Genomic DNA, 15,369 nt, shown 5'->3' on the forward strand with positions numbered 1-15,369 from the left:
GCGTCAGAAAAAAAGATCAAACAATAAGGGGCAAAAAACAGGGGAACAGGAACAGGAACAGGAAACAGGAACAGGAAACAGGAACAGGAAACAGGAACAGGAACAGGAAACAGGAAACGCCCGGAAATTGACGGTGGCAGGAGCCCAAACAGCCGGAAAAGAGATTACGGCAGATCGACGCGGATCTTGTCGATCCGATGATCCTCCATCTCCTGGACCGTGAAACGCAGATCGTGCGCCGTAAACGTATCGCCCTTGCGCGGAAAATCCCGCTTCAACTCCAGCATCAGCCCAGCCAAAGTCTCGGCCTCACCCTTCACGTCCGAAAAGGTCCCTTCGTCCAATTCCAGGACTCGTTCGAAATCGCCGATATGGGTCTTCCCTCCGAACAGGTAACTCTTGGCATCCAGGCGCGTATAGAAATTCTCCTCGTTGTCGCTCTCGTCCGAAATCTCCCCCACGATCTCCTCGATGATGTCCTCCAGCGACACCAGACCCAATGTCGAGCCATATTCGTCGACCACGATCGCCATGTGCACCTTGTTCGTCTGGAAGTCCGCCAGCAGGTCGTTGATCTTCTTGTGCTCCGGAACGAAATAGGGCTTGCGCATCAACTGCTGCCAGGCAAAATCATCCCCGTTGTTGATATACGGAAGCAGGTCTTTCACGTAGAGCGTCCCCCGGATGTTGTCCAGATCCTCCTCGTAAACCGGAATCCGCGAAAAACCAGACTCGATGATCGTCCGCTTCACATGCTCGTAGCTGTCCGTAATGTCCAGCGCCGTCATGTCCACCCGCGGCTTCATGATCTCCTGCACCTCGGTATTCACGAAATTCACGATCCCCGAAAGCATCACGTGCTCCTCCGGGCTCGAACTCTGCGTCATGTCCACCGCATCGGCCAGCTCGTCGAGCGAAATCTCGCTCTTGTGCGCCGCCTTCTCGCTGATGCGGTTGCTCGTGCGGACCAGAATGTACGACAACGGGTAGAAAATCCACCGCAGAACCAGCAACGGACGCGCAACCAACAGTGCAAACCGGACCGGAATCGTCTGTGCCAGCACCTTCGGCATGATCTCCCCGAAAAGCAGCAGCAGGAACGTCACAAGAACCGTCTTGAAGAGGAATTCGAAACGCAGAAAGGTAAACAGCGTGTCGATGATCCGCGACGTGAGGATGACAATACAGATATTCACCAGGTTGTTGACCACCAGAATCGTCGCCAACAGCAGGTCGACATTCGCCAACAACCGGAGCACGGCATTCGCACGACCGCTGCGGCTCCCCTGCAAACGCCGGATATCATTGTGCGAAAGCGAGAAAAACGACGTCTCAGCTCCCGACACCAACGCCGAAACGCACAACAGAAAAAGCGTCACCACACAAAGCACGATGACATGCGGCGTAAAGCCATGGAATGCAATCCAGGAGTGAGTCTCTTCCAAATCGTAAGTCTATTGGGTTAGTCGAACAGGGAACCGCCCTTCGGCGTCCCGTGTTGCTGCGGCGTATCCACAGGATCCTCCTTCAGCACCTCCTTGCGTCCCCCCGGCATCTGGACGATGAACTTCGAATTCCGCGTCTGGTAGGCCGGGCGTGCAAGCAGTGCCTCGATATTCCCGTAACGGGTCGGTTTCGCACCCAGCATCACCTGCTCCGGAAGCCGCTGCGCCGGTTTCGCGGCGACAGGCTTGATCGGCTCCAGAACGGGAGGCGTCGTCACTCTCTCCGCCGCCGGAACCGGCTCGACAATCCGCGAAACCGGGATCACCGGTCTCTTCCCGCCGGACGGAGCGTCGCCCTCGAAACCCGTCGCCACCACAACCAGTTCGATTGCGTTGCCCAACTGCGGCTTCTCGCTCGTTCCCCAGATGATATTCGCATTGTGGATCACACCCTGCTCGTCCTGCACGCTCGCATGGGCCTGGATATACTCCAGAATCTGAACGACCTCCTCGTACATCAGCCCGTCGGCATTCGAAACCGAGATGTTCAGCAGGATGTTCTTCGCCCCTGAAATCAGGTTGTGATCCAGCAGCGGCGACCGCAGCGACGCCTCCGCAACCGCTTCGGCCCGGTTGTCGCCCTCGGCCGTGGCAACGGCCATGTGTGCCCGGCCGCTGTCACGCATCACCTTCGAGACATCCGCGAAGTCCACGTTTACCAGATCGCTCTCCACCGTGATGATCTCGGCGATGCCCTTGGCCGCCGAAGCCAGGATGTCGTCGGCCTTTCCGAAGGCCTGCTTCAACGACAGGCGGCCGTAGATCTCCAGGATATTCTCGTTGTTGATGATCAACAGCGAGTCGGTATTCTGACGCAGCTCCTCGATGCCCCGGAAGGCCTGCTCATAGCGGATCTTGCCCTCGACGGCCAGCGGAGAGGTCACGATCGCAACCGTCAGCAGGCCCATCTCCCTGGCCAGTTTCGCAATCACAGGCGAAGCGCCCGTTCCGGTTCCGCCGCCCATGCCCGCCGTGATGAACAACATCTTCGTCCCGGCCTCCTCCAGCGCCTGCCGGATCTCCGGCAGCGTCTCCACTGCAGCCCGCCGTCCGTTCTCGGGGTCATTGCCCGCCCCCAGGCCCTCCGAGCCCAGGCGGATCTTCTGCTCCACGGGGCTCTTGTCCAGCGCCTGCTGGTCGGTATTGCACACCATGAACGTCACACCCCGGATCCCGAGGTTCCACATGTGGTTCACGGCGTTCCCACCGGCTCCGCCCACACCCACGACCATGATGATCGAGCCGGTCGTGCGCGGAACCTTGATTTCCGACATCAATTCGTCCGTCATATCTGAATCTTCTTTTTTTATCAAAACATCAATCGGGTCCCCCGAAGGCACCCTTGCAAACCGGGACCGCGCCCCCGCATGAAGCCCGGCCCGCATTTCCTTCTCCCGCGTCCCTTCTTTCTCTCGCCTCCCCTTTCTACTCTCGCCCCTCTTTCCTCTCTCGCCCCGCCCCTCGGTTTCGGCTAAATCTCTTCGTCCTCGGCGGCCGAGAAACTCTTGTTGATCTTGTCGAAGGTCTTCTGGAAGATCGATCCCCAGTCGCGTTTGCGCCGGGGTTCCTCCCGCGGCTCCTCATGCGGCTCTTCCGGGATCGGAGGTTCGGGAGCTGCCGTCTGCGGATCCGGTTTCACGGGTTCCGGCGCCGGGGGTACGGGTTGTACCGGACGCGGCGATACCGGACGGAACGTATTCGAGGCCGGAGGCGTCGGCGTATAAGGCTGGCGGACCGTTGCCGTCGGAGCCGGAGTCGGAGATGCTGCAGCCGCAGCGGACGAAGAGGCCGACGGGGTCGAAGGTCGTTCGATCACGGCACAGCCTCCGAGTTCCGCACCGCGGAGCAGGATGCCCACGACCGTCGAATAAGACGGATCGGCGACTCGCTCCTTTGAAGCCTCCGTAATCCCGGTCTCGGGAACCGCAACCCGGACATCCAGTCCCGTCACGCGGCGGAAGAGTTCGTCCAGATCCTTCAGTTTCGCCGAGCCGCCCGTCAGCACGATGCCGTAGGCCAGCCGCTCGGCATAGCCCGAATCCTTGATCTCCTGCTGCACGAATTCCACGATGTCCGTGGCACGCGCCTCGATCACCGTCGCCAGGTTCCGCAACAGGATATCCTTCGCCTCGCGGGCCGTGCGGCCGTTGACGCGGATCAGTTTGTCTTCCGGGGCCAGTTCGGCAACTGCCGAACCGTATTTCTGTTTCAGGCTCTCGACATGTTTCTCCGGGACGCTCATCGTCCGGATGTCCCGGTTGATGGCCGAAGCACCCATCGGGATCGTGGCCACATAGCGGACCACGTTGCGGCAGTAGACCGTCACGTCCGTCACGCCCGCACCGACATCCACCACTGCGACACCCTCCTCCTTCTCATCGGGAAGAAGGATCGCTTCGGGAGTCGCCATCGCGTCGGGCACCACGCCCAGCATCCGGATGCCGAGGCGCTTCAATGCCATGTCGAGGCGCTGCATCGGCGTCTTCTGGCACAGGATGAAGTTGAACGTCGACGAGAGTTTCTTGCCGAACGACCCCACGGGATTCCGGACCTCCTGGCTGTCATCGACCATATAGTTCTGCGGCACCCGCTCCATGATCGTCTCGTCGTCCGGGGCCTGCACGTTCCGCATCCGGTCGAACAGCGCATCCACATCCTTCTGGTTGACTCCGTTCTGGGGATCGTAAACGAAAACATGATCCGTATGCCGGGCACAGCGCACGAACTCCCCGGATATTCCCGCATAGGCCTCCGTAATCCGGATCCCGAGCTGCTGCTCCGTCTCCGAAACCGCATCCCGGATGGCATGGCTCACCAGTTCGATGTTCTCGATCCGACCCGCATGGACCCCTTCCACGGGTTTCGCGACCACGCTCACGACCTCCAGCAGGCCTTCCGGGGTCCTCTCCCCGACGGCTACAACCACCGACGAGCTCCCCAGATCTACGGCTACGGTATAATTCTTTCTTTCCACGGTATAATCCTTTTACTTCTTGCAGACCACCTGATTCCTGTATCTGATGTCGATCGTACGGTACGTCCCCCATCCCAAAGTCGAAAGGCCGTTGCGATAGAACCGCAACAGTTTGTCGAACTTCAAGTCCACCTCCTCCAGGCGCCCGAAGAGAATCGTAAAACCTCCGCTGCGCGGCGTCAGATTCACCTCCAAAGCTCCGCTGGGGGTCGTATAAGCGGCAATCTGCACAACCTCCGACCTCCAGAAATCGTCCTCTTCGACAGTCTCTACAAAGGTAAGGAGTTTCATGAAATCTTCGTAGCTTTTCTCCAACTTTTTTTGTTTCACGCGCTCCGCCTCCTGCTGCGAAGCAATCCGGTCGAGTTCCGCCGTGAGCTGCCGGCTCCGATACCGGTAGCGGCGCCGTTCCTCGGCCTTTTCGTCCCGCAGCGCCTTGACCCTTTTGTCGAACATCTCCGCGCTCTCGCCCTTCCACCACCGACGCTTGATTCGCTTGCGGCGGAACTCCCGGTAGGCCCGGTCATTGGCCTGCTCGCGCCGGTAAACCGGGTATTTCGTACGTTCAAGCTCCGCAATCCGCTCGTCGAACTCCTGCTTGCGACGGTCGATGTACGCCCGTACGTCCCCCGTATAGTCCGCCGGGAACGGCGGACGGTAGCTCCCCGTAACCACCGGAACGTAGAGCGACGACGCCCGCGGAGCCCCGAAGACATAACCTTCACGGGTCACATAGGCATTCCGCCCGTCGGTCAGCAGCCGCAGCAGCGGTTCCCGCGGCGTGATCCGAAGGTGCAGCTCGCCTCCGCCGCGGATGTAGGCCGCCACCTCCTCCACGAAGCCGTTCCGGGCGATCAGGCGTTCGAGCCCCGTCAGGTCCACCTCCCCGACTGCCGTGCCGACCGTGCCGATCCCGCTCTGCGAAATCCAACGACGGGCCTGCGCACCCGTCACCAGGTAGCCCTGCGAGGTGCTGTCCACGATCTCGATCTCCAGGCTCCGGACCCGCTGCGCCGAGCGGTCACGACGCGCCGAAAGGCCCGCCCACAGGATATAGGCGGCCACGGCGGCCCACAAAAGGCCCAGAATCGCAGATCGGAGCAGACGCATCGGCTATCAAACAGAAATCGGTTAAACGATCAACCCTTCTTTTTCAGCACCTCGGCAAGCCCTTCGCAGCAGGCATCGATATTCCCCGCCCCGAAGCTGATCACCACGTCGGTATCCATCCCGGCAACCGTGGCGGCCAACTCCTCGCGCGGAACAATCCGGCACGGAACCGTCACCCGCCCGGCAATGATCTCCGAGGTGATGCCCTCGATGGGCTCCTCACGCGCCGGGTAAATCGGAAGCAGGACCACCTCGTCGGCGTGCGACAGCGCTTCGGCAAACTCCGTGCAGAGGTCCCGTGTACGGGTGTAGAGATGCGGCTGGAACAACGCCGTGATCCGGCGTCCGGGGAACATCTGCCGCACGGAAGTCAGCGTAGCGGCCAGTTCGCGCGGATGGTGCGCATAGTCGTCCATATAGACCTGCTTCGGCGTATTGACGTAGAACTCGAAACGCCGTTTCACCCCCGAGAACGAAGACAGCGCCTCGCGCACCCGATCGGCATCCAACTCCTGATCCTCGAACTGCGCCGCGCACCATACCGCAGCCAACGCGCCCACCGAATTCTCGATGTTCACCCACCCCGGAATGCCGAGCGTGCAACCCTCGATCACACCCGACGGCGTGACGATGTCGTAGCGATAGTGACCGCCGCCGACCAGCTCGACGTTCCGCGCGTAGAAGTCGCACGGCGTATCGTAGGCATAGCGGTAGACCGTGATCTCCGAGTTGTCGATCTCCAGGTCGAGGCCCTGCTTGATGACGAGGTAACCGTCGGGGCGGATCTGGCGGATAAACTGCACAAAGGCCTCCTTGACGGCCTCGTGCGTGCCATAGATGTCGAGGTGGTCGGCATCCGCCGAGGTCACCACCGCCACGTCGGGATACAGCCGCAGGAACGAACGGTCGAACTCGTCGGCCTCGACCGCCAGCCGTTTGCCGTCGCCCAGCACGAGGTTGCCGCCGAAATTCTTCGAGATACCCCCGAGGAAGGCCGAGCCGCCGCCCGTCAGCACGCGGTCGAGCCACGCCACAAGGGTCGAAGTGGTGGTCTTGCCGTGCGTCCCCGCCACGGCCAACACGTATTTCCCCTCGGAGAGGTGGCCCAGCATCTGCGAACGCTTCTCGATGCGGAAACCATGCTCCCGGAAGTAGCAATACTCGCCGTGATCCTGCGGCACGGCAGGCGTATAGACCACGATCGTGCGGGCCGGATCGAGAAACTCCGCGGGAATCTGTCGGATATCGTCCTCGTAGTGGATGGCCGCGCCCTCGGCCGCCAAGGCGTCGGTCAGCGCCGTGCGCGTGCGGTCGTAACCGGCAACCCGGCACCCCTCATGCAGAAAATAACGGGCCAGGGCACTCATGCCGATGCCCCCGATCCCCAGAAAATAGACACACTTCCGTTCCATCACGCCATCACTTTTGCCAGTTCATTTACAATATCTTCCGCCGCATGGGGCTTCGCCAGCAGCTCCAGGTTGCGGCTCATGGCGGACCGACGCCCGGGATCCTCCAGCAGCGCCTGTGCCTGCGCCATCGCCCGGGTGCGGCACTCCGCATCCGCAACCACTACCGCGGCACCCTTCGCCTCCAGGGCCCGGGCATTCTTCGTCTGGTGGTCTTCAGCCACGTTCGGCGACGGGACGAAAACAACCGGCTTGGCCACCAGGCACAACTCCGAAACCGTCCCGGCCCCGCTGCGCGAAACCACCACGTCCGCCGCCGCATAGGCATAGTCCATGCGGTCGATGAAGGCCCCCTGCCAGACGTGCGGCGCCGGGTGTGCCGCCAGGAAGGCCTGCATCTCCCGTTCGTAATACCTGCCTGTCTGCCAGATCACCTGCACCGGGGCCTCGCCGCCCGAGTCCAGAATCCACTGCTTCATCATCTCGTTCAGCGACCGCGTGCCGAGCGAGCCCCCGACCACCAGCACCGTCGGGAGTTCGGCCGACAGCCCGTAGTATTTCAGCGCTTCGGCCCGGTCGGCGCCCTCCTTCGAGAAGCGGCCCCGCAGTGGATTGCCCGTCAACGTGATCCGATCCGCCGGGAAGAAGCGTTCCATTCCCTCGTAGGCCGTGCAGATGCGTTTGGCACGCTTGCCCAGGATCTTGTTCGTCACCCCGGCGTAGGAGTTCTGCTCCTGGATCACCGTCGGCACGCCCATCCGCTGCGCCGCCCACAGCACCGGAGCACTCGCATAGCCCCCGAAGCCCACCACCACGTCGGCCCCGAAGTCGCGGATCACACGACGCGCCATCCGGATGCTCTTCAGCACCTTGAACGGCACCAGCAAGTTGCGCCACTCCAACCGCCGCTGCAGCCCCGCAATCGGAAGCCCCACGATCCGGTAGCCCAGCGCCGGGACCTTCTCCATCTCCATCTTGCCCTCGGCGCCGACGAACAACAGCTCGACGTCATCGCCGAAGCGGCGCTTCAACGCCTCGGCAACCGCCACGGCCGGGTAGATATGGCCGCCCGTGCCGCCGCCCGAAAGAATGATTTTTTTCATATTACGCTCTTTTTCCAATACTTGATCACATCCCCAATGACCCCGCTCCGAACTGCGCCGGAATCAGCACCCCCCCCACTCAGAACGCCGCGAAAATCAGCGGCCCCACGTGCCGCGGTCCAGCGAACGGTAGCCGATCGCTTCGGCGATGTCCTCCGCCGCAATCTCCGCACGGCCCGCCAGGTCGGCAATCGTCCGCGCCACCTTCAGGATCCGGTCGTAGGCCCGTGCCGAGAGCGACAGCCGCTCCATGGCCCGTTCCAGCAGCGCCGCCGAAGCCGCATCCAGCCGACAGCAGCTCCGCAGCAGCGAACTCCCCATCATCGAGTTGGTATGCACCCCTTCCACATCGCGGAACCGCGCAGCCTGGATCTCCCGGGCCCGGATCACCCGTTCGCGGATCGCCGAACTCGGTTCACCCGGGGCTGCCGAGGTCAGTTCGGAGGGCTGCACCGGCGTCACCTCCACCTGCAGGTCGATCCGGTCCAGCAGCGGACCCGAAATACGCCCCATATAACGGTGCACCGCCCCCGGAGAGCACGTACACTCCTTCGCCGGGTGGTTGTAATAGCCGCACGGACAGGGGTTCATCGCCGCCACGAGCGTAAAGTTCGCCGGGTATTCCACGCTGTATTTCGCGCGCGAAACCACGATCCGTTTCTCCTCTAACGGCTGCCGAAGCACTTCGAGGACGTTCCGCCCGAATTCGGGCAGCTCGTCGAGGAACAGCACCCCGTTGTGCGCCAGCGACACCTCGCCCGGACGCGGCGACTGCCCGCCGCCGATCAGCGCCACCTGCGACGTGAGGTGGTGCGGGGCCCGGAACGGCCGCAGCGTCATCAGTCCCCCGGCAAAGGCCGTCTTCCCGGCCACGGAGTGGATTTTGGTCGTTTCGAGCGCCTCCTCGCGCGTCAGCGGCGGAAGGATCGTCGGAAGGCGCCGCGCCAGCATCGTCTTGCCCGAGCCCGGAGCCCCGATCATCAGCACGTTGTGGCCGCCCGCCGCCGCGATCTCCAGCGCCCGCTTCACGTGCGTCTGGCCCTTCACGTCGGCAAAATCCTCCCCATAGCACATCCGCTCCGGAGCAAAGGGGTCCCCGACCGGAGGTGTCGCCGGAGCGATCGTCCGTTCGCCGTTCAGGCACTCCGCAACCTCGCGCAGCGTCCCGGCGCCCAGCACCTCGATCCCCTCGACCACCGCCGCCTCCCCGGCATTCTCCACCGGGAGAATCAGACGCCGCAACCCCGCCTGACGCGCCGCAATGGCGATCGGCAGGATGCCGCGCACGGGTTTCAGCGACCCGTCGAGCGACAACTCCCCGACGAACATCGTGTCGGAAACCGCCCCGGCATCGACCCGCTCCATCGCCGCGAGGATCCCCACCGCAATCGGCAGGTCGAAACCCGACCCCTCCTTGCGCAGATCCGCCGGGGCCAGGCTCACAACCACCTTCCGCCCCGACATCCGCTCGCCCGAGTTCTCGAATGCCGCACGGATCCGCTGCTCGCTCTCCTTCACGGCGTTGTCCGGGAGTCCGACAAGGTACAGGCCCAGACCGCCGCCCGTGATGTTGACCTCGACGGTCACCTTCACGGCGTCGATACCCAACAGGGCTCCGGCATACGTGCGAACGAACATGGTTGTCTCTTTTTTATCGTGGTTTCAAAATCCGCGGCAGGCGTCAGAACGGCGGCTCCTCGTCGAGATGCGCCGAGTGATTCAGATCGAACTCCCCGCCCACGGCGCCGTTCAGGGCACTGCCGCCCCCAAAGCCGCCCGGAAGGTTGTTCGAACCGCTCGCATAGTCGTCATAGGCCTGCTGACTCTCCGCGGCGTCCGACGGCGGAAGCATCGAATCCTCCAGGTCCGTAAAGCGCGCCTGCTCCTTCAGGAAGCGAAGGGGCACGTCGCACACCGCACCGTTGCGGTGCTTCGCCAGGATAATCTCGGCCATACCCGCCGTCGGCATTCCGTTCTCGTCCTGATTGATGCCGTAATACTCCGGGCGGTGGATGAACGCCACGATGTCGGCGTCCTGCTCGATGGCGCCAGACTCGCGGAGGTCCGACAGCTGCGGACGCTTCGATCCGCCGCGCATCTCCGTCGCACGGCTCAACTGCGAAAGCGCAATCACCGGAACGTTCAGCTCCTTGGCAATCGCCTTCAAGGTCCGCGAGATGAAGGCCACCTCCTGTTCACGGTTGCCCTTCGTATCCTGATTGCCGGTCATCAGCTGCAGGTAGTCGATGATGATGATCTTGATGTCGTTGTGGATCTTCAGACGCCGCGCCTTCGAACGGAATTCGAAGACCGAAAGCGCCGGCGTATCGTCGATGTAGAGCGGTGCCGCGCCCAGCGGTTTGGTCGCCGACTCCAGGTGGCGCCACTGCTCGGGAGTCAGACGACCCGACTTCACGTCGTTGCCCGAAAGGCCCGTCTCGGCGATGATCAGTCGCATCATCAGCTGCACGGCCGACATTTCGAGCGAGAAAAACGCAACCCCCTGCTCATAGTTGACCGCCATGTTCCGCGCCATCGAGAGCACGAAGGCCGTCTTACCCATCGAAGGACGCGCCGCCACGATGATCAGGTCCGACAACTGCCAACCCAGCGTCACCCGGTCCAGCGCCGTGAAGCCCGACGGCACCCCGCTGTACGTGCTGGAGTTCTTCGACGCCTCCTCGATCTGCATCAGTGCGCGCGCCAGGATCTCCTTCGACGACTGCACCGAACGCTTCACATGGCCTTCGGCCACCTTGAAGATCTCACCCTCGGCAAAACCGATCAGGTCCGTCACGTCGATCGACTCGTCGTACGAGCGTTTCTGGATCTCCGTCGCCGAACGGATCAGCTCCCGCTGGACGTATTTCTGCGCGATGATCTTCGCATGGAACTCCACGTTCGCCGCCGAGCCCACCTTCTGGGTCAGCTGCGCCAGGTACGAAGCCCCGCCCACCTTCTTCAACTCCTTTTTCGTTTTCAGGCGCTCGGTCACGGTATAGAGGTCGATGGGCTTCAGCTCCATCGACAACTCCTCGATCGCCTTGTAGATCAGGCGGTGCTCCTCGGTGTAGAACGCCTCCGGGGTGACGAACTCCTGCACCGCGATGATGCTGTCCTTCTCCAGCATCAGTGCGCCGAGCACCGCCTCCTCCAACTCGACAGCCTGCGGCGGGACGTTTCCAGCACCCTCCGTCAAAGCGTCGTAGGCCTCGCGGTTGCGCGCGTAGGACCTGCCCCGCGGACCCGTATTGTCATATTCCTTTGCCATGAATTTTTTCCTCGGTTCGGACCTCAAAAATACGGATTCGGTCCGACATATCAAAAAGGTGCACTCGGAAAAGTAAAAGATTTTCCATTTTCCGAAGACCGGACCGACAGACAGAGAGGCAAATTAATAAAAATCAATGCTTTACACCCAGCTCACGCTGCGAGACCGCCAGCGCCGCCAGACTGATCCTGCAGTCGGGGACCGACCGCAGAATCTCGTCGGCACACGACAGCAGCGTCGCGCCGGTAGTCATCACGTCGTCGACCAGCAGCAGGTGACGCCCCGCCAGCCGTTCGGGATGCCGAACCGCAAAGGCCCCTTCGACATTCCCGGCCCGTTCGCGGTGCGATTTCCGGGCCTGGCTCGCCGTGTTGCGCCGCCGATAGACGCTCCGCCGCTCGACCGGTACGCCCAGTTGGGCCGCAATCCCTTCGGCAATGTACTCCGACTGGTTGTAACCCCTCCGGCACCGCTTGAACGGATGCAGCGGAAGCGGGACCACACACTCCACATCGGCATAAAGCCCGCTCTCGGAGAGATAGCGCCCGTACCATTCGCCCATCTCCCGCGCCGTGCGCCACGAACCCCGGTACTTGAATCCGTGGATCAACTGCCGCCAGCCGCTGCCGTGAACGAAGAAGAGAAAGCCCGAAGCCTGCACGACGGGAACCATGCCCCAGCATTTGCGCACCACGGGATTGTCCGCCTCACGCCAGTAGCCCGTCAGGGGTGCCGTGGCCCGGCAATAGGTGCAGAGCATCCGCTCGCCCGCCGCCAGCGGCTCCCCGCACACCGCACAGCGCGCCGGAAAAAACAGCGACGACACGTCGCGCAACAATTCACTGAGGATCGACATCCACGACGACGGTTATGGCCTTCCAGGCCGGATTTTCGGAAAAGCGTTTCAACTCGGACACGAGCAGCTCGCGGGCCCGGGCCGACGAAGCCCCGCTCTCGATCTTCAGCAGCAGGCCCGCCAGGTATTCGCCCCGGATGCGGTCCACGGGGGGCGTCATCGGGCCCAGCACGCGCCGCCCGAAACGCTCCCGCAGCCGCACAGCCAGCGCCGTGATGCCGTTGCGCAGCGTCGTCGGATCGCGGTGGCGCAGCATCAGCGACGTCAAACGCGCGTAAGGCGGGTAGAAGAAGGCCCTACGCTCGGCAAGCTGCTGACGCGCCATCCCTTCGTAGTCGCCCTCCACGACCTGACGGAGCACCGGATTGCCCGGCTCGCCGGTCTGGATCACCACCTCGCCCCCGTCATCCCGCCGACCGGCACGCCCCGCCACCTGCATCATCAGCTGGAAGGCCCGTTCCGCAGCCCGGAAATCGGGATTATGCAGCAGGTTGTCCGCATTGAGGATCCCCACGAGCGAGACCCCCGCAAAGTCGAAACCCTTGGTAATCATCTGCGTACCCACAAGGATGTCGGTACGGTGCGCCGCAAAGTCGGCTACGATGGCGTTGAAGGCCGTCTCCGACGTGACGCTGTCCCGGTCCAGCCGCGCAACCCGCGCCCCGGGAAAGATTCGCGCAATCTCCTCCTCGATCTTCTCCGTGCCGAAACCCATCGGAACCACATCCGTCACGCGGCACGACGGGCATTTCACCGGAACATCCTCCGTATGGCCGCAGTAGTGGCAGACGAGCTTCCGGCCGCCCTTGTGGTAGGTCAGCGTTACGTTGCAGTTCGGGCACCGCGCCGTCCACCCGCATTCCGTACACTCGACATAGGGAGAAAAACCCCGCCTGTTCTGGAACAGCATCACCTGCCCGTCCCGGTCGAGTGTCTCCCCGATCTTGTCCAGCAGCAACTTGTTGAAGTGCGCGTGGCGTTCGCCCCGGCGGGCCGCACGCAGCGTATCCGACAGGTAGATCCGCGGCGGGCGCGCCGCACCGTAGCGTTCGGTCAGCTCCGCACGCCCGTACTTCCCCGAGGCGGCGTTCGACCACGTCTCCAGCGACGGCGTGGCGCTCCCGAGCAGCGTGCGGCCCCCGGTCAGGCGCGCCAGCACCACGGCGCAGTCCCGGGCATTGTAGCGCGGAGCCGGATCCGTCTGCTTGTAGCTCGCATCGTGCTCCTCGTCGACCACCACCAGCTGCAGGTGCTTCAGCGGCAGGAAGATCGACGACCGGACCCCCACGACGAATTCACCCCCCGAAGAGCGGCTCAGCCGAAGATAGGTCTCCGTGCGGCGGCGATTCGTGAGTTTCGAATGGTAGGACGTCACCCGGCTCCCGAAGATCCGCTCCATACGCTCGATCAGCTGGGCCGTCAACGCGATCTCCGGGACCAGCAGCAGCACGTCGCCGCCCCGCGACAAGGTCTCCGCAATCAGATGGATATAGATTTCGGTCTTCCCCGAACCCGTGATGCCCTGCAGCAGCGCCGTGCTCTTTCCCGCCACAAACTGCTCCCGCAAGGCGTCGAGCGCCGCCCGCTGGTGGGGCGTCAGCTCCGGCAGGCGGAAGGCCGAACCGCCGTATTCGACCGTGCGTTCGTGCTCCGTCGTCACGATCAGCCCCTTGCGCTCCAGCGTCCGCAGCACCCCGTAGTCGGCCCGCAGCAGGCGACGGGCAATCTCACCCGTCGCAATGCGCTCCCCGTCACCCGCCGCGGCGATCTCCAGCAATGCCTCGTACTGTTTCGGGGCCCGGCGTTCGAGGCGTTCGCACGTCTCGTGGAACGCCGTCTCGTCCCACAGTTCCCGCGCCAGCGAAACATAGCACTCCTTCCGGGGCCGGAACTCCTCCTCCGAAAAAGCCTCCTCCGTATCGCCCGAGGGTTTCATCAGCCGAGGCAGCGCCACACGCATCACCTCCCCGGCACTGCACAGGTAATACGACGCCATCCACTCCCACAGCGACCGCTGCGCCGCCGAGAGCAAAGGAGAATCGTAAAGAATACGTTGTATGGATTTGATCCGCGGGAAGTCGGGGCGCCGGTCATGCAGCCGCCACACGATCCCCGTATAGAACTTGCGCGGCCCGAACTGAACCGCGACGGCCTGACCCTCCGTCACCGGCATCCCCTCGGGGACCGCAAACGTATAGGCCGGCTGCGCCAGCGGCAGGACTATGTCGGCATAGCGAGGCATCAGCCCTTGTTGATCGCCTGGAAACCCTTGCCGTAGACGCCCATCACCGAACCCACCGTCATGAAGGCATCCGGGTCGATCGTCTTGACGAATTTCAGGATCATCGCCGTCTCACGCTTCCGGCAAACCACCATCACGATCTTCGACCGCTCCTTCGAGTACCACCCCTGCGAGTCGATGAGCGTCACACCCCGATGGATGTTCTGCGCAATGGCGTCCGCCATCTTCTCGTAGTCGTGTGTCACGATCAGCACCTGGCTCGACTGCTGGTTCCCCGCCATGATCATGTCCACCGTGTAGCCCACCACGGCCGTCAGCACGTAACCGTAGATCACCGCACTGATGCCCTTGCCCACGAGCAGCGACGAGGCGATGATCACGAAATCCGAATAGATCAGGATCTTGCCGTAGCTGATCGTCCGGTACTTGTTGATGATCATCGCCACGATATCCGTACCGCCCGTCGAGCCGCCCTGCGTGAAGCACAACGCAATACCCGTTCCGGCCAGGATACCGCCCATGACGATCGAAAGCAGGTTGTCCACGCCGAGGAAGTTCCCTTCCGGAAGCACACCCTGCCAGAAGTTCATCCCCACGGAGATCACCAGCACGCAAAAGATCGTCTTGACCCCGAAGTTCCACCCCACGATGAACCCCGCAACGAGCAGCAGCACGGCATTGATGAAGAAAACCATCGTACCGATCTGCACGTGCATCCCGAGGTTTTCCAGCGCCGTGCACAGCACCAGCGAAAGACCCGCTGCTCCGCCGCCCATACCGTTGGCCGGCAACACGCAGCCGATCCACCCGAACGAGTACATCATCATGCCGAAGAACATCAGGAAATACTCCTTGACGATCTTCCACACGGAATTCGGAGTAATAGCGTGTTTCATAAG

11 protein-coding genes are annotated in these 15,369 nt (G+C 62.7%); all 11 read right to left on the reverse strand.

Annotation, left to right across the window (positions count from 1 at the left end):
- Nucleotides 1-164: 164 nt before the first annotated feature.
- Nucleotides 165-1,445 (reverse strand): gliding motility-associated protein GldE, encoded by a 1,281-nt coding sequence (gene gldE, locus ABGT65_RS04250; protein ID WP_346699981.1) that lies wholly within the window; start codon nucleotides 1,443-1,445, stop codon nucleotides 165-167.
- A 17-nt stretch (nucleotides 1,446-1,462) separates the two neighbouring features.
- Complete coding sequence (ftsZ, locus tag ABGT65_RS04255; RefSeq protein ID WP_346699982.1) at nucleotides 1,463-2,794, reverse strand: cell division protein FtsZ; 1,332 nt, start codon at nucleotides 2,792-2,794, stop codon at nucleotides 1,463-1,465.
- 182 nt (nucleotides 2,795-2,976) lie between these two features.
- Nucleotides 2,977-4,479, reverse strand: a complete 1,503-nt coding sequence (gene ftsA / locus ABGT65_RS04260; RefSeq protein ID WP_346699984.1) for a cell division protein FtsA — start codon at nucleotides 4,477-4,479, stop codon at nucleotides 2,977-2,979.
- A 12-nt stretch (nucleotides 4,480-4,491) separates the two neighbouring features.
- Nucleotides 4,492-5,589 carry a hypothetical protein gene (locus ABGT65_RS04265; protein ID WP_346699986.1) on the reverse strand — a complete coding sequence of 366 codons (1,098 nt, stop codon included), beginning with the start codon at nucleotides 5,587-5,589 and terminating at the stop codon, nucleotides 4,492-4,494.
- A 29-nt stretch (nucleotides 5,590-5,618) separates the two neighbouring features.
- A complete protein-coding gene (gene murC, locus ABGT65_RS04270; RefSeq protein WP_346699988.1) occupies nucleotides 5,619-7,001 on the reverse strand; it encodes a UDP-N-acetylmuramate--L-alanine ligase in 1,383 nt (460 codons plus the stop codon).
- On the reverse strand, nucleotides 7,001-8,101 hold the full coding sequence (gene murG, locus ABGT65_RS04275) for an undecaprenyldiphospho-muramoylpentapeptide beta-N-acetylglucosaminyltransferase (protein WP_346699990.1): 1,101 nt from the start codon (nucleotides 8,099-8,101) through the stop codon (nucleotides 7,001-7,003). The genes murC and murG overlap by 1 nt, the downstream gene beginning before the upstream one ends.
- 96 nt (nucleotides 8,102-8,197) lie before the next feature.
- On the reverse strand, nucleotides 8,198-9,739 hold the full coding sequence (locus ABGT65_RS04280; RefSeq protein ID WP_346699992.1) for a YifB family Mg chelatase-like AAA ATPase: 1,542 nt from the start codon (nucleotides 9,737-9,739) through the stop codon (nucleotides 8,198-8,200).
- A gap of 43 nt (nucleotides 9,740-9,782) precedes the next feature.
- On the reverse strand, nucleotides 9,783-11,372 hold the full coding sequence (gene dnaB / locus ABGT65_RS04285; RefSeq protein ID WP_346699994.1) for a replicative DNA helicase: 1,590 nt from the start codon (nucleotides 11,370-11,372) through the stop codon (nucleotides 9,783-9,785).
- A gap of 133 nt (nucleotides 11,373-11,505) precedes the next feature.
- Nucleotides 11,506-12,228 (reverse strand): phosphoribosyltransferase family protein, encoded by a 723-nt coding sequence (locus tag ABGT65_RS04290; protein WP_346699996.1) that lies wholly within the window; start codon nucleotides 12,226-12,228, stop codon nucleotides 11,506-11,508.
- Nucleotides 12,212-14,470: a primosomal protein N' gene (priA, locus tag ABGT65_RS04295; protein ID WP_346699998.1), complete on the reverse strand. Its 2,259-nt coding sequence runs from the start codon at nucleotides 14,468-14,470 to the stop codon at nucleotides 12,212-12,214. The genes ABGT65_RS04290 and priA overlap by 17 nt, the downstream gene beginning before the upstream one ends.
- Nucleotides 14,470-15,366, reverse strand: a complete 897-nt coding sequence (locus ABGT65_RS04300) for a YitT family protein (RefSeq protein WP_346700000.1) — start codon at nucleotides 15,364-15,366, stop codon at nucleotides 14,470-14,472. Before ABGT65_RS04300 ends, priA begins: the two co-directional genes overlap by 1 nt.
- Nucleotides 15,367-15,369 lie beyond the last annotated feature (3 nt).

The organism is uncultured Alistipes sp. (assembly GCF_963931675.1).
GTDB lineage: Bacteria > Bacteroidota > Bacteroidia > Bacteroidales > Rikenellaceae > Alistipes.